Source organism: Streptomyces sp. NPDC001020, assembly GCF_053599115.1.
The window spans coordinates 13,822-28,988 of sequence record NZ_JBSFLQ010000015.1; the positions used below are offsets into that span (position 1 = coordinate 13,822).

Genomic DNA, 15,167 nt, shown 5'->3' on the forward strand with positions numbered 1-15,167 from the left:
TCCCCGCCCGTCTCTTCACGCTACGGTTCGCGTAGCTCAGACGCCCCCCCGAGGCTTCGCCGCCCTCTGGGAAGGTGAGTACGGGGTCCTCCCAGGGGGAGCTTCAGCCCGTGTGACGCGTCAGCCGACCTGCGCCGCGAACGCCTCGTACGCACGTTCGTCGAAGAGGACGAACCTGACCTCCTCGACCGCCGTCCGCGCCGCACGCACCGTCTCCACCGCGATGCGGGCGGCGTCCTCGATCGGCCACCCGTAGATGCCGGCGGAGACGGCCGGGAACGCGACCGTCCGGGCACCGAGTTCGTCGGCGACCCGCAGTGCCTCCCGGTAGCAGGAGGCCAGCAGGTCCGAGCGGTCCTCCCCGCTGGTGTAGCGCGGGCCCACCGTGTGGATCACCCAGCGTGCGTCCAGTTCCCCCGCTGTCGTGGCGACCGCCTGGCCCGTGGGCAGGCCCTTGCCGTAGGAGGAAGCGCGCAGGGCGCGGCACTCCGCGAGGATCGCGGGACCGCCACGCCGGTGGATCGCACCGTCCACGCCTCCCCCGCCGAGCAGGGAGGAATTGGCCGCGTTGACGATCGCGTCGGCGCTCTGACGGGTGATGTCGCCCTGGACCAGCGTGAGGGTGGTCATCTCTGTCTCAGCCTCCTCCAGACGGCCTTCGCCGCGTTGTGCCCCGACATGCCGTGCACACCGGGGCCCGGCGGGGTCGCCGACGAGCAGATGAAGACGGCGGGGTGCGGCGTGCTGTACGGGAACAGCGAGGGTTTGGGGCGCAGCAGGAGCTGGAGTCCGCGGGCCGCGCCGGAGGCGATGTCGCCGCCGACGTAGTTGGCGTTGCGGGCGGCCAGTTCGGGCGGCCCGGCGGTGGCGCGGGCGAGGACACGGTCGCGGAAGCCCGGGGCGAAGCGCTCCAACTGGCGTTCTATGGCCTCGGTGAGGTCGCCCTGCCAGCCGTTCGGCACGTGGCCGTACGCCCAGAAGACATGCTTGCCCGCGGGCGCCCGGGTGGGGTCGGCGACGCTGGGCTGCACGGTGATGAGGAACGGCGGGTCGGGGGCACGGCCCTCCCGGGACGCCGCGTGCAGGGCGGCACCGATCTCCGTGCTGTCCGCGCCGATCTGCACGGTGCCGGCGACGCGCGGTTCCTTCGCGGTCCACGGCACCGGGCCGTCCAGCGCATAGTCGATCTTGAAGGCGCCGGGGCCGTACCGGTAGCCGTCGTAGTACCTCCCGAGGCCGGCGATGCGGGCCAGTGCGGTGGGCGAGGTGTCGAAGACGTAGGCGCGCGCGGGCGGCAGGTCGTCGAGGCGCTTGACCTCGTAGTCGGTGTGGAGGGCGCCACCGAGGTCCTTGAGGTACGCGGCGAGCGCGTCGGAGATCGACTGGGAGCCGCCCCGGGCCACCGGCCAGCCGCGGGCGTGCGCGGCCAGCGCGAAGATCAGGCCGATCGCGCCGGTCGCGAAGCCGTCGAGGGGGGCCATCACATGCGCGACGAGCCCGGCGAACAGGGTCTTGGCCCGCTCGTCACGGAATCGGCGCATCAGCCAGGTCGACGGGGGCAGGCCGGCGAGACCGAAACGGGCCAGAGTGAGAGGGTCATGGGGCAGCGAGGTCAGCGGCAGCGACATGAAATCCCTGGCCAGCGTGTCCCAGCGGCTCACGAAGGGCTGCACAAGCCGGCGGTAGGTCCCCGCGTCCCGTGGTCCGAACGATGCGGCCGTCTCGGCCACGGACCGGGAGAGCACCGCAGCGGTGCCGTCCGGGAACGGGTGCGCCATCGGTAGTTCGGCGTGCAGCCACTGAAGGCCGTACCGCTGCAGGGGCAGCGCTCGGAACGCGGGCGAGTTGATACCAAGGGGGTGCGCGGCGGAGCACGGGTCGTGCCGGAAGCCGGGCAACGTCAGTTCCTCGGTGCGGGCGCCGCCACCGATGGTGCCGCACGCCTCGAAGACGGCCACGGAGAAGCCGCGGCGGGCCAGCTCCACGGCAGCCGTCAGCCCGTTGGGCCCCGCCCCCACCACGACCGCATCGAGCATCGACGGCACCTTCGGACTCCTTCGTCAGCCGACGGCCACTGGGCATCAGGATATGCCCGGGGGCCGACGCCTCCGGGGCGTGGGTGACCGCCACCAAGTGAGTCGACTCGAGTAAAGCGACGGTGTTGTGTCTTCCCGCACCGCAGCGAGGTGGTAGCCCTCCCCGCTGACTCTGGCTGGGGCGGTCGACGGGAACGGCGCGCTGGTTGCGCCCTCTGCCCTCGCGGCGGACGGCGGCGCCTTCGCCGAGGGTGATGTCGTCGCAGTTCAGGCTGGTGAGCCCGGAGACGTGAAGGCCTGTCCGGACGCCAGGGCCGGCATGGCCTTGTCCCGTCGTCCCTCCCAGCGTGTCGGATCCGGCGCGATCAGCGCGTCGACCTCCGATCTGCCCGCCGGAGCGGGCCACGATACCGGCAGAAGGTCTTTATGGACCCGCGCAGAGGCCCGCCCGGCCCCGTTACTGCCGCACCGGAATGCCCACGGGAGTGCCGCCTTCCAGCAGCCACTTGGCGACAATCGCCGCCCTGCTCCGCACGCCGTACCGGTCATAGAGACGCTGCAGATGGGAATCTATCGTGCGAACGGACATGCCGAGGTGTTTCGCTATCTCTTTGTCACGACGACCTTCGGCGATAAGCGAAAGAATCTCGATTTGCCGCGTACTGAGGTGCATTGCCCCTCCAGGACGAGCGCAAGCAGGACCATTGCGACGACACGCACCGAACGTAAACGACGCCTCGTAGCCGGTCAAGCACTCATATTGCTCTTACAACGGCCACCACTATGAGGGCGGGAGTCGGGTCGCCGCCCGCTCCGTCAGTCGTCCTCGTCCGCGGCCCCTCGGCCGGACCTCGAGGAACGCGCTCGCCGTCATGCACCCCACAGCGCGGGTGTCGCCGCCGTCCTCCACGTCGGCGCAGTCCCTGCAGCGGTCGCGAACACCTCACCCACGTCTGCGGTGTCCGCGTGAACTCGGCGCACCAGGAAGCGGGTTGCGGCGTCGGGGCATCGCCGTGCGCACGGGTCCGCGCCCCATCGCGCCGACCGCTACCACGCCACCTGGATTTCGCCCCGTCCCGGTTCACCGATCTCGGTCTCGGTGAGTTCGAGAGCCTCGGGCCCGCCGTACTCGTCGACCATTACCGCTTGCCTCGCTCTGTTACCTCCGACCTTGCGAGCGCGGCGAATTCCGCTCTTTCAGAAACTCAGAAACTCAGAACCTCGGCGACTCGGAGACTCAGAGACTCAGAACGAAGGCGCACACGTTCCCCTCGTCCGCAAACCACCGCATGGGGTGGCCGAAAGCGCCGCGGGGGGTCGGCGGACACGGGACGACTCCAAGATCGCTGTACTCGCAGTGATCGAACAAGGTGAGCCGAAGGGAGTCGAGGCCAGCGGAAGGCGTCGGACCCGTAGCCAGTGCAGCAGCGACGCGGGCAGGAAGATCGCCCAACTCCGCGCCCTCCCACGCCCATACACGTGCCGTCGGGTCAGCAGGCGTGGCCCGCTCCTGAATCTGGACATGCGCTCGCTCCCCACCGCACAGAAGCAGCGCCCACAGCGTTCCCTGAACCACACTGCGCGGGAGACCGTACAGGCTTCGGCCGACCGAGTCCGGAGCGCCGGCAAATGCATGGAACGCCATACACGACAAGGCCGGCGATTCGTTGACAGTCTCGTGGGCATCCGTCGTGGTCATCGTTTTCCGCCTCGCTCACCTGGGTCGATGGGATGCGATCGCTGCTCAGTGGCGCGGCAAACCGTGTGCTCGCGACCGTGACTCACCTTAGGGTCACGCAACGTACCGGGGACAGCCGTGAAATCCCTGAACGTCCTTTCCACCACAGCACCGCATCTGCACGCCGTCCACGTGGAGCTATACGCTCGTCGCATGCTGGATTTCGATCGTCTGCGGGCGCTGGTCGCCGTGGCGGAGCAGGGGTCCATGACCGGCGCGGCCGTGGTGTTGTCCTTGTCCCAGCCCGCCGTGTCACGTCAGATAGCCGCCCTGGAACGGCAGGCCGGTACACGGCTGCTGATACGGGGACCTTCCGGGGTCCGGCTGACACCGGCCGGAGAACTGCTCGTCAGCCACACCCGGGCCATGGTGGAACGCCTGCAACGCGCCGAGGGACAGCTGGGGCTGCTGACCGACGAGCCGGGACGTGGAGCCCGCATCGGATCATTCAGCAGCGCGAACACCTCCCTGATTCCTCAGGCCATGGTCGAATTCATGCGCCGCCACCCACGAGTCACGCCACCGGTTGTCGCCGCCACCGATCCTGAGACACATCTGGCGGTGCTGCGGACGGGCGGACTGGACCTCGCGCTGGTCACTGAATGGGACCTGGCGTACCAGGACCTCGACGGAATCGAGCTGTTTCCGTTGGTCGAGGACGAGTTGTTACTGGCCACGGCGCGGGACCGTTCCCGGGCGAGCGGCCGCGTACGCCTGGGGGATGTACGAGGCGAGGTCTGGATCGACGGCGCCCATCCGGACTGCCTCGGGCCGCTCGAGGGGCTGCTCGGACACCGCAGGGCCGCTCCAGCCGTCATCCAGTGCCATGACTGGACCGCGAAGCAGGGTTTGGTGGCCTCGGGCGCCGGGGTCATGCTCTTTCCCTCGCTCGCCCGCCGCACCGTACGGCCCGATATCGTCCTGAGCCCTCTCGACGGCGAACTCCCGAGGCGGCGGATCTTCGCCGCGTGTCCGGACGGCGCCAGGCGTGTTCCCCAAGTCGCCGCGTTGCTCGACGCGATGCGGGAGGCGGCTCAGCGTTGGGCTGCCTCACCGTGAAGCGAACCCGCTTCGTTCCGGTCCGCGACGGGGAGCGGGGGACGCTCTGTGCCGAAGGCCATCGACGCCGCGGCAACCAGGGCGGCAGTCGCCGCCGTCACCATGCCCAGTTCCGGGGAGGCATGTTGGACGGCGAGCCCGGCCACGAAGCTGCCGGCCGCAAACCCCACCCAGTTGGAGGCGACGAGCACCGCGAACGCTTGGGAGCGCGTGTCCGCTGAGGAATACCTGCCCACCAGCACCGTCTCCATGGCGTCCGCCGGCCCGTTGACGAAACCGATGAACAACAGCAGAGCTGTGGTGACCACCATCGCCGGACCGACGCCCAGGACCAGGATGGCCAGACCATAGAGAGCAAGCGCAACGGCGAGTTGGACGTGCGCGGAGCCGGGCAGCCGCATTCCGCCGTAGCAGAAACTCCCCACCACGCCACCACAGGCCAGGGCCGCTACGAACACACCGGCGCTGGCGCCGAGTTCGTCGGCGTGCGCGACCACGGACACCTGCAGCGCACCGATGGCGAAGGCAGCCAAGGCCACCACCGTCTGGATGTGAACCTGCCGCCGGTTCCAGTTGAGGCGTAACCCAGGCCCTGCCAACCGCGGGCGTTCACGGTCCACCAGCCGTACCGCAGGCGCGGACCTCAACCACCAAACGCCGAGCGCGGAGACGCAAGCGGTGACCACGACCGCGTAGACGGGGGGTAGAACAGCCACGATCCCGGCCACCAGGAGCGGGCCGACGACGAAGACGCCCTCGGTCATCAATCCGGAGAGCGCGAACAGGCTTCGCCGGTCGTCCTCTCCCGGAACGACCGCCATGAACACCGCGTTGGAAACCGCAGAGGCCGGCGGGGTGGCGGCGCCGGCCAGGAAGGCAGTCGGAACAAGCAGCGGCAACCATGCCGAGGTCACGGCCGCCAACACGAAGAGCCCGAAGAACAGGGACTGCAAAGACGTCGACCAGGCCAGCGCGGCTCGTGGCCCGCGGCGGTCGGCGATCCGTCCCCACATCGGTGAGGCAAAGGCCAGGGCGACAGCGTAGGCGCCGGATACCAAGCCCGCTTGTGCATAGCTTCCGGTGGCATCCTCTGCGAACAGGAGCAACGCCAGGCTGACCATTCCCGCCAACATGCGGCACGCAAAGGCAGCCACGGTGACACGGGTCGCTCCGGGATGAGCGAGCGCAGTACGGTAGCGCGCAATGGCGGACATTTCGGTTGCCTCCAACGGACGGCCTGCTTCAGGCGTGAGGCACATGCCCCGGCCCTTTCGAAGCATGCGAGCCGCATTGGTCCGGGGTCAAATAACCTTTTCGGCACCAGGTATGTCCTGTGCGCATAGCCTCAGTCAACGGCGACGGTGTTTCCACTGACCGCGGAATTCCGTACGCGACGGATTGTCCGGACGTGGATAACGTTGACGACGCTCCAGCGACCCATCCAAACATCAGGAGGTTTCGCTGCAATGACAACCGAGACGATACGGACGCCCGAGACAGTCACCAAGGCGACCGCCAAGGCCTGTGCGACGGCGGCGTGGGACTGCCAAACCCACACGTTCCTCGGATCGCCCGAGACCGTCGTCCAGCACTTGGCCGGCCTGCCCGACGAACTCGTCGGCCGGCGTGTGTACATGCTGATGGTTGAGGGCGACAGCCGTTCGGAAGCACGCATCTTCGAGCGGTTCAACATCGGGGACGACGAGGGCACGGTGGCCCGGTGGGACGAGGACGACATGGGTAGCCTCGTCACCCAGATCACCGAAGTGCTCGTCGCCAACCGGGGCGTCCACTGCCCTGGCGAGCAGGTCAAGGCGACACTCGAGGGTGAGCGCGAACTGAGCGTCGCCGCCCCCGCTCCGGCCCCGCGGTCAGCGGCCCAGGCGTTCGGCCCTGTGCTCGCCGAGTTCGAGGGCGACGCGTTCGTGCGGGCGACGGTCATGGTGCTCTGCTGATCGACGGCGCACACGGGAGGGACAGCGGATCCGCGGCTGTCCCTCTCTCCTCCTTGTCCAGGCCGGGCACACCACCACACGATGGTGGCCCCCGTAGTTGATGAGAGACCCTGGTGAGCTCTTTGCGGCGTGTTCCCTGCGGTACCTGGCCCTCTCCGATCAGTGCGGACGTCGTGGCACGAGCCCGCCTCCGTCTTGATTTCCCCTCAGCCGCCGACGGTCTGGTGTGGTGGCAGGAGGTCCGACCCGAGGAAGGTGGCCGGACCACTGTCGTAGTCAGGACACCAGCGGGTGAGCACAGAACGCTGCTGGAGTCGCCCTGGGATGCCCGCACACGAGTCCATGAGTACGGCGGCAGGTCGTATCTGCCGGTCCGAGCACCCACGGGCGGCGACTGGCAAGTGGTGTTCTCGCACTGTCCTGATCAGCGCCTCTACCTCACTCAGCGGGAAGGGCCGCCGCAGCCCCTCACCCCTTCTCCGGCCACTCCGGGCACCCTCCGCTATGCGGACTTCGCGCTCTCGGCCGACGGTCTCGAGGTGTGGTGCGTCCGGGAATGTCACTCCGCAGGAGGTGACATCTCGCGGTCGATCGTCACTGTGCCCCTCGACGGCTCCGGTGCACAAGCGCCGGAGGCCATCCGCGAAGTGGTCACCGGGGCGGACTTCTTCGCGTTTCCCACTCCTTCTCCGGACGGCCGACAACTGGCGTGGATCTGCTGGAACCATCCCCATATGCCATGGGACGCCAGCGAGCTTCGTGTCGGCTCGGCCCGTGAGGGCAGTCCGATCGTCGGCCGGACCGTCATGGGCGGCGGCGCGGAGTCGGTGCTGGCGCCCTGGTGGCGCGACGAGGCGACCCTCTATACGGTCTCGGACCGCTCAGGGTGGTGGAACCTCTATGAGGTGGACCCTGTGCGAGGGCAGCCTCACAATCTCCACCCCCTGGAGGAGGAGTTCGCCGCTCCCTTGTGGGACCTGGGCGGACGCCCGTTCGTCCCTGTCGGCGACGGCCGCCTCGCCGTGGTGCACGGACGTGGTGACCAGCAACTGAGCCTGTTGGATCCCAGAACCGGCGAACTGTCGGACATCGACTGCGGATACCCCGTCTTCTCGCCTGTCCTGTCGAGCGACCGGAACAGCTTGGTCGGCCTGGCCGGTGGACCCGACAGACCCCCCTCCATCGTGCGAGTGGACGCCCTCACAGGTGCCGTCGAGGAAGTGCGCTGCGAACTTGACGACACCCCTCCCCCGGCCTATCTGCCCACGCCCCGTGCGGCCGAGTTCACCAACCTTTCGGGCGACGTGGTGCATGCGCTCGTCTATCCCCCGTCCCACCCGGACGTATGCGCGCCGGACAATGAACGTCCGCCTTACATCGTGTGGGTGCACGGCGGGCCGACCGGACACGATCCAGGGATGCTCGACCTCTCCAAGGCGTACTTCACCAGCCGCGGCATCGGCGTCGTAGCGGTGAACTACGGGGGGTCCAGTGGCTATGGCCGTGCCTACCGCGAACGTCTGAAGGGCATGTGGGGTGTGGTGGACGTGGCCGATGTGAGCGTCGTCGCGCGCCGCCTCGCCGAGCATGGCGAGGCGGACGGGCAGCGACTGGCCATCCGCGGGCCTTCGGCGGGTGGCTGGACGGCGTTGGCGGCCGTCACCACTGGGGTGGCGACCCACGGCCCTGTGTTCCAGGCTGCGACCTCCTACTTCGGCGTCGCCGATCTCGAACGGCTCGCTCTGCACCTGCACGACTTCGAGTCCCACTACCTCGATGGTCTCGTCGGACCTCTGCCCGAGTGCGCCGAGCGCTATCGCAGGCGGTCACCCATCGGCCATGCGGGAAAAACCACCTGCCCGGTACTGCTGCTCCAAGGGGAGGAAGATCCGATCGTGCCGCTCCCCCAGGCGAAGGTCTTCTCCGACGAACTCACGGCGCACGGCGTCGACCACGCCCTCCTCACCTTCCCGGGGGAGTCCCACGGATTCCGTATGGCCGCCACCATGGTCGCCGCCCTGCAAGCCGAACTGGCCTTCTACGGGCGGGCCCTCGGCTTCACACCTCCCGATGTGCCACCGCTCGATGACGCCTCCGGGGCGTGAGTGACAGCCCTCCCTGCTGCGGTGTGGATCAGGCCCTGCCCGACAGCAGGTCCAGCATCCGGCGGGCGGTCGCCTCGTCCCGGGCCGCGGTGAACGGCAGGGCGTTGCCGCCCGTGATACGGAACGGTTCACCCGCCAGAGTGAGGTTCGCACCGCCCGCCTCCTCGACCAGCAGAAGGCCCGCCGCGTGATCCCAGGCCGCTTCCCACGAGAAGGCCGTGGCATCCAGCCGGCCCCGGGCGATGTCGAGGTACTCCAGGCCCGCCGAGCCGCACGGACGCGGGCGGACACCCTGCGTCTGCAAGCCGAGAAGCGCACGCTTCTGCTCGTCCGACGTATACAGCGGGTGGGACGTCGCCACCTCCAGGTCACGGCCCGGCTCGGGCGAGCCGGCGCGCAGGCGCTCGCCGTCGAGGAACGCGCCTCCGCCCCTTGTCGCCCGGGCCATCTGGTCGTGGGCCGGTGCATACGTCCACGAGGCGTACACGACGCCGCCCTGGGCGAGCGCGACCATCGTGCAGAATCCGGGGTCGCCGTGAACGAACTGGCGGGTGCCGTCGACCGGGTCGACGATCCAGACCGGGGCGTCGCCGCGCAGCGCCTCGTACGTCGCCGGGTTGAGGTGTACCGCTTCCTCGCCCACGACGACCGAACCGCGCAGCAGCTTGGCGAGCGCCTCGGTCAGGTATTCCTCGGCCTTGCGGTCGGCGTCCGTGACCAGGTCGTGCGGCCCGCTCTTCTCGTCGACCTCCTCCGCGGCGAGCTGGCGAAAGCGCGGCATGATCTCGATGGCGGCCGCCGCGCGGACGGCCTCCTCGACGTCGGACGTGCCGTGGGCGAGAAACTCGTCGATGGTTTCGTTGTCTCCGATCATGACTCCCATGAGAGCACGCTCGACTGACAATCCCTACCGAGCCGGTGCACTCCGAGTGGAATCGACGTGAATTCGGGGTGCCGGGGCTCGTGGCGCGGGCGGCGCTCCGCCCTGCCCGTCACCGCCTGGTGGTTCGGATTCAGCGTCCGACCGCGTACCCCTGCATCCCGCGTGGGTTCGCCGCCGCCGACAGCAAGCCCCTCTCCGGGTCACAGGCGACCGCGCACAGCCGCCCCTCGGACCAGGCCTCGCCGACCGTGACGTGGTGGCCACGCCGACGCAGCTCCTCGACGACCGCAAGATCCATGCGGGACTCGACGGTGACACTGCCGGGGCGCATCCCGCGCGGGTAGAACGATCCGGGAAAGCTGTCGTTGTGCCAGTTCGGGGCGTCGATGGCACCCTGGAGATCAAGGCCCCCACGGACCGGCGGGCGCAGTGCGGCGGCCAGGAAGAAGTGGGTCTGCCACTGGTCCTGCTGGTCGCCGCCGGGCGTCCCGAACGCCAGCACCGGTACTCCCTCGCGCAGTGCGATCGAGGGGGTGAGCGTGGTGCGGGGCCGGCGGCCGGGGGTCAGCGAGTTCGGCAGGTCCTCGTCCAGCCAGGCCATCTGGAGCCGGGTGCCCAGCGGGAAGCCCAGTTCGGGTACGACCGGGTTGGACTGCAGCCAGCCGCCGCTGGGGGTGGCGGCGACCATGTTGCCCCACCGGTCGACGACGTCGAGGTGGCAGGTGTCACCGCGGGTGGCGCCATCGGCGGTGACGTGCGGGTCGCCAGGTACCGAGGACGCCGGGTGCTTCGCGACCGTCGGTTCCCCGACACCCATGGCGCCACCGAAGCCCGGCTCGTCGACGGTCGCCACGCGCGCGTACCTGCTCAAGCGGGGGACACGGCCCCCGGGCGCGCCGGGGCGCAGCTCGTACGACGCCTTGTCGCCGACGAGGGCACGCCGCTCGGCGTTGTACGCGTCCGACAGCAGTGCGTCCAGCGGCACCTCGGCCGCGTCGCCGTACCAGGCCTCGCGGTCGGCCATGGCGAGCTTGCAGCCCTCGATCAGCAGATGGACGTAGTCGGCGGAGCCGTACCGTGGCAACTCGGGTGGCAACAGGGCGAGTTGCTGCAGCAGCACCGGGCCCTGGCTCCAGGGGCCCGCCTTGCACACGGTCCAGCCGTTCCAGTCGTAGGTTGCCGGGATCTCGTAGCTGGCGGACCATCCGGCCAGGTCGGCGGCGGTCAGGGTGCCGCTGTGACGCTCGCCGCTGGTGTCCATGGTGGGCCGCTGTGCCTGCCGCACCAGGGCCTCGGCGATGAACCCGGACCGCCACACCTCCCGTGCCGCCTCGATCTGGGCCACCCGGTCCCCCGCCCCGGACACCTCGGCGAGCAGCCGCTTCCAGGTGGCGGCCAGCGCGGGATTGCGCAGCAGTCCGCCGGGCCGAGGCGCCTTCCCGCCCGGCAGGTACACCTCGGCCGACGAGATCCACTCCGTCTCGAACAGCTCGCGTACGCTCTCGACGGTCTCGCCGACGCGTTCCACGGGCGCGTGGCCGTGCTCGGCATAGCCGATGGCGTACGTCAGGACGTCGGCGAGGGATGTGGTCCCGTGGTCGCGCAGCAGGAGCATCCAGGCGTCGAAGGCACCAGGGACGGCCGCGGCGAGCGGCCCGGTACCGGGGACGAGTTCCAGACCGAGTCCCCGGTAGTGGGCGATCGTGGCTCCCGCGGGCGCGACGCCCTGCCCGCAGAGCACCCGCACCTGGCCGCCCGCCGGCGCGAGGAGGATCGGGACCTCACCGGCGGGACCGTTGAGATGGGGCTCCACGACGTGCAGCACGAACGCCCCCGCCACGGCCGCGTCGTACGCGTTGCCGCCGCGTTCCAGCACGGCCATCGCCGACTGCGAGGCCAGCCAGTGGGTGGAGGACACCATGCCGAAGGTGCCCTGGAGGGTGGGGCGGGTGGTGAACATGTGGCCTTTCACCTCGCTGGTGCGGCGCCTCGGCCGGACCGGGCGGCGCTCAAGACGGGTTCTGGGGGAGCATCTGGGGACTTCGGGCCGGAGCCCTCCTCCGTCCGCTCCCCGAGCAGGCTATCGGTCGTCGGCGCCCTTCTTCCCCGCGTCCGGTGTGAAGCAGGCGTAGAGGGCGGAGCTTGTCGGCCTCCCGGACCTGCGTTTCTCCCAGGGCCCGCAGGCGTTCGTCATGCCACGGGGTTACTGAGCCCGACCCGGACTCCGCCGCCAGGATGACCTTGATGACTCCCCGGCCCGATGCCGTCTGTCATCGCCCGGCGGCAGGCTCTCACCTGGGTGACGGCGACCATTCCCGTACGGCTTCGCCCGCGCCCGTCCATCTGCCGGTTCTGCGGATCCCTCGCGAGGAGACAAACCTGTGAGTTCTCGTGGCGTCATGGACAGGCTGCACGGTCCGACGGCGGCGGGCGTACCGCGCTGGGCGGTGTGGACCGCCTACACCACTGCGTTCACCGCGTTGCCCTCGGCGGTCTGGCGGATCACCTGCATGGTCTTCGGGGCCCCCTTGATCGACCCACCGTCACAGGGCAACGACGCCGGAAGAGGCCCGGAGCTGTTCGACGGCTGGTGGTACATGGTCCTCCTCAGCGTCGTCAGCGAGGCCCTCGCCTACCTCGCCGTGGGGCTGGTGTGCACCTGGGGTGAAGTCTTCCCGCGTTGGCTCCCCCGCCTGGGCGGACGCCGGGTGCCGGTGTTGGGCGCCGTCATCCCCTCCACCCTGGGTGCCATCGCCCTGACCGCGCTGCTTGGCCCTTGCACACTCACCATGTGCGCCCTGGGCCGCAGCATCAACGGCGAACCCAGCCCCATGAACATGCACGGCTGGCAGCACGTAGCGTTCTGGGTGTCCTACACCCCGCTCGGCCTCTGGGGACCGCTGCTCGCCGTCCTCACCGTCCACTACTACCGACGCCGACAGCGCCCCGCCGCCCAGGGTCATCGGATGCGGACCGCCTCGGTACCGCCGGGCGCGGTCTCGTAGCTCTGGAACCAGTGTGCGTCGACGTAGCGGGCCGTCGAGCGGGCTTCACCTCACCGATATCTCGCCCTCACGCGGCCGCTTCGCCGCCGTTCCAGTCCCAGCCGGCGATCGTGTCGCGCATCAGCCGAGCCCCGGCCGACAGGTGGCCGGAGGCGGACCGGACGAGGGTCAGGGTGCGGCGGCAGTCGGGGCTGTCGATGTCGACCCAGGCGATGGGGACGTGCTCGGCGATGCGGCGGGCGAAGGCCGGATTGAGACCGATACCGAGCCCGGCGCTGATCAGTACCTGGATGGCGCCGGGCTCGTCGCCCTCACAGACGATCCGTGGCACCAGGCCGCGTCCGGCGAAGAGCCGCTCCAGCAGCCGTCGCTGCCAGTGGCCCTGATGGGTCGTGATCTCCCACCGGCGGCTGCCGCTCGCCCCGGCCGAACGCTACGACGTGGTCGTGGATTTCGCCGACGTGGCGGTCGGGAGCAGCGTCCGCCTCCTCAACCGGCTGGGCTCCGGCCGCGCCCGAGAGGTGATGGCCTTTCGGGTCGCGCGCCGGGCCGCCGACGACAGCCGGGTGCCCCGGGTCCTGTCCACCGACCTGCCGCGCTGGCGCCGCTCGGAGGCCGCCCGGGTACGGGAGTTCGCGTTCCGGGCCGGGCGGATGGACGGCGGCCGGGGCTGGCTGATCGGCGGGTTGCCGTTCGACCCGGCCCGCGCGGACGTCACCACTCGCCTCGGCGACGTCGAGGTGTGGCGACTGATCGCGGACGTGCACCATCCCGTGCATCTGCATCTGGTCGGCTTCCGGATCCTCTCCCGCGGCGGACGCCCGCCGCTCCCCCACGACGCGGGCCTCAAGGACACCGTCTCCCTACGGCCGGGTGAGTCGGCGGAGATCATCACCCGCTTCGACGGCTACCGGGGCCGCTACCTCTTCCACTGCCACAACGCCGAGCACGAGGACATGGGCATGATGGCCAACCTCCACGTCACCTGAGGACGCGGCGGCCGTCGCCGCCCCTGCCGCATTTGGCGATGGTGCCGTCGACCGGCACGCTCACCCGACAGCCAACAGGAGGCCGATCCCCGCCGACGGTGGTCATGCCACGGCAAGGTGGCTGCGGTGGTGCCGTGGGGTCTCGGCCTCGTCGAGCAGGGTGAGGGCGAAGTCGGCGTAGGAGATGCGGGCCGCCATGTCGCCGTGTTCGCGGATGTCGTAGTCGCCGGTGCGCTCGCCCTCGTGGTCGAAGTCGCCGGCTGGGCTGACGTACACCCAGTCCAGCGTGCCGCCTTCGACACGGAGCACCTCCAGACCGGCGGCGTGAGCGAGGCAGAAGGGCCGGAACTCGACGGGAAAACCTGGCGTGTCCAGCAGGCGGGTGCCATCGGGGCCGGACAGCAGCGATGCGAGCCCAACCGTGACGAGCCTGTCCACTCCGGCCTGTCGCAAGCCCTTGACCAGTGCGTGTGCGGCATCGGTGAAGAAAGCGTCTGGGTCGGTGCCCGCGCCGTACACCGCGGCCGCGTTGATCGCGGCGTCGTGCCCGGCCGCGAGGGTGGCGACGTCCGCCACATCGGTGACGTCGCCGGCAACGATTCGTACGCCACCATCCGTCAAGCTGCTGTAGCGAGAGGGGTCGCGCACCACCGCGGTGACATCGTGTCCACGCCGACGTGCTTCAGTGACGGCCTGCCGACCGGCCCGGCCACCTGCGCCGAAAATCACGATCCTGCTCATCTTTGGAATACCTCCTGCTGAGTCGATGCTCCGGAAGGTATCCAGAAGGGCGGTTACCTCCCGGATACCGAGATCAGACACCGACCCCAGCCGCAGGGCAGGAGACCACCATGGCGCACCGGCAGCCGCTGCCTCCCGACATGTTCGACGAAGTTTGTCCGTCCTCGCTGGTGCCGTTCCGCTTCGGCGACAAGTGGGCAGCCCTGGTCATTCGTTGCCTGGAAGGCGGTCCACGCCGATTCTCCGAACTCCGCGTGCCACTGCACCGCGTCACCCCGAAAGTGCTCACACAGTCGCTACGCCGCCTGGCGCGAGACGGGCTCGTCTCACGCACGGTGCACACTGGCCCGAAACCGGGAGTGGAGTACGCGCTGACGCCGCTGGGGCGCAGCATGCTGGAGCCACTGGATGCCGTATACGCGTGGGTAGCGGAGCACTGGGACGAGCTACTCGATGCACGGGAGCAAGACACGGCCCGGTAACCGGCGGGCTCATCGCACGCATCGACGAACCATGGGGACCGCCGGGATCGAGCCGTTACTTCACGGGGGCTCTTGGCGGCAGACGTAAGGACAGCGCGGCCCTTGCCTCCGTGTTTCCTTCTTGGCGAATTGCAAAGTTCTGCAACTTGCAACATCATGGATCGTCTGCCGCGC

The 15,167-nt window shown here is 69.6% G+C and carries 14 protein-coding genes; 6 read left to right on the plus strand and 8 right to left on the minus strand.

All coding sequences use genetic code 11. From position 1 onward, the window contains the following. Positions 1-120 precede the first annotated feature (120 nt). The 3 genes from ACWDEX_RS16350 to ACWDEX_RS16360 all read right to left on the minus strand — a co-directional run bounded on the left by ACWDEX_RS16350 (position 121) and on the right by ACWDEX_RS16360 (position 2,709). Positions 121-630, minus strand: coding sequence for an O-acetyl-ADP-ribose deacetylase (locus ACWDEX_RS16350; RefSeq protein WP_450464077.1), 510 nt, complete (start codon positions 628-630; stop codon positions 121-123). Then, positions 627-2,036 (minus strand): phytoene desaturase family protein, encoded by a 1,410-nt coding sequence (locus tag ACWDEX_RS16355; protein WP_450464079.1) that lies wholly within the window; start codon positions 2,034-2,036, stop codon positions 627-629. The genes ACWDEX_RS16350 and ACWDEX_RS16355 overlap by 4 nt, the downstream gene beginning before the upstream one ends. A 457-nt stretch (positions 2,037-2,493) precedes the next feature. Further along, positions 2,494-2,709 carry a response regulator transcription factor gene (locus tag ACWDEX_RS16360; RefSeq protein WP_450464080.1) on the minus strand — a complete coding sequence of 72 codons (216 nt, stop codon included), beginning with the start codon at positions 2,707-2,709 and terminating at the stop codon, positions 2,494-2,496. A gap of 1,218 nt (positions 2,710-3,927) precedes the next feature. Between ACWDEX_RS16360 and ACWDEX_RS16365 the strand changes: the two genes are divergently transcribed. Then, complete coding sequence (locus ACWDEX_RS16365; protein ID WP_450464081.1) at positions 3,928-4,833, plus strand: LysR family transcriptional regulator; 906 nt, start codon at positions 3,928-3,930, stop codon at positions 4,831-4,833. On the opposite strand, the gene ACWDEX_RS16370 is transcribed toward ACWDEX_RS16365, so the two are convergent. Further along, positions 4,809-6,047 carry an MFS transporter gene (locus ACWDEX_RS16370; protein ID WP_450464082.1) on the minus strand — a complete coding sequence of 413 codons (1,239 nt, stop codon included), beginning with the start codon at positions 6,045-6,047 and terminating at the stop codon, positions 4,809-4,811. The genes ACWDEX_RS16365 and ACWDEX_RS16370 overlap by 25 nt on opposite strands. 252 nt (positions 6,048-6,299) lie before the next feature. Here ACWDEX_RS16370 and ACWDEX_RS16375 point away from each other — a divergent pair, with 252 nt between their 5' ends. After that, positions 6,300-6,788: a hypothetical protein gene (locus ACWDEX_RS16375; RefSeq protein ID WP_450464083.1), complete on the plus strand. Its 489-nt coding sequence runs from the start codon at positions 6,300-6,302 to the stop codon at positions 6,786-6,788. Between the two features lie 173 nt (positions 6,789-6,961). Further along, complete coding sequence (locus ACWDEX_RS16380; RefSeq protein WP_450464084.1) at positions 6,962-8,893, plus strand: prolyl oligopeptidase family serine peptidase; 1,932 nt, start codon at positions 6,962-6,964, stop codon at positions 8,891-8,893. A 28-nt stretch (positions 8,894-8,921) separates the two neighbouring features. Here ACWDEX_RS16380 and ACWDEX_RS16385 read toward each other — a convergent pair whose 3' ends face one another. Further along, positions 8,922-9,767, minus strand: coding sequence for an inositol monophosphatase family protein (locus tag ACWDEX_RS16385; RefSeq protein ID WP_450464085.1), 846 nt, complete (start codon positions 9,765-9,767; stop codon positions 8,922-8,924). Positions 9,768-9,906: 139 nt separating this feature from the next. Then, positions 9,907-11,736, minus strand: a complete 1,830-nt coding sequence (locus tag ACWDEX_RS16390; protein WP_450464087.1) for a gamma-glutamyltransferase family protein — start codon at positions 11,734-11,736, stop codon at positions 9,907-9,909. 421 nt (positions 11,737-12,157) lie between these two features. On the opposite strand from ACWDEX_RS16390, the gene ACWDEX_RS16395 reads away from it, so the two are divergent. Beyond that, on the plus strand, positions 12,158-12,781 hold the full coding sequence (locus ACWDEX_RS16395) for a hypothetical protein (RefSeq protein ID WP_450464088.1): 624 nt from the start codon (positions 12,158-12,160) through the stop codon (positions 12,779-12,781). A gap of 67 nt (positions 12,782-12,848) precedes the next feature. Here ACWDEX_RS16395 and ACWDEX_RS16400 read toward each other — a convergent pair whose 3' ends face one another. Continuing rightward, entirely contained in the window at positions 12,849-13,178 is a 330-nt protein-coding gene (locus ACWDEX_RS16400; RefSeq protein WP_450464237.1) for a LysR substrate-binding domain-containing protein, read from the minus strand. Between ACWDEX_RS16400 and ACWDEX_RS16405 the strand changes: the two genes are divergently transcribed. Continuing rightward, positions 13,174-13,770 carry a multicopper oxidase family protein gene (locus ACWDEX_RS16405; protein WP_450464090.1) on the plus strand — a complete coding sequence of 199 codons (597 nt, stop codon included), beginning with the start codon at positions 13,174-13,176 and terminating at the stop codon, positions 13,768-13,770. The two genes, ACWDEX_RS16400 and ACWDEX_RS16405, sit on opposite strands and share 5 nt — an antisense overlap. Positions 13,771-13,872: 102 nt before the next feature. Here the strand turns inward: ACWDEX_RS16405 and ACWDEX_RS16410 are convergent, their stop codons facing one another. After that, complete coding sequence (locus ACWDEX_RS16410) at positions 13,873-14,556, minus strand: NAD(P)-dependent oxidoreductase (protein WP_450464238.1); 684 nt, start codon at positions 14,554-14,556, stop codon at positions 13,873-13,875. Between the two features lie 65 nt (positions 14,557-14,621). Between ACWDEX_RS16410 and ACWDEX_RS16415 the strand changes: the two genes are divergently transcribed. After that, the gene (locus ACWDEX_RS16415; protein ID WP_450464091.1) at positions 14,622-14,993 is read left to right on the plus strand and encodes a winged helix-turn-helix transcriptional regulator; all 372 of its coding nucleotides are present in this window, start codon (positions 14,622-14,624) and stop codon (positions 14,991-14,993) included. The last annotated feature ends 174 nt before the right edge of the window (positions 14,994-15,167 follow it).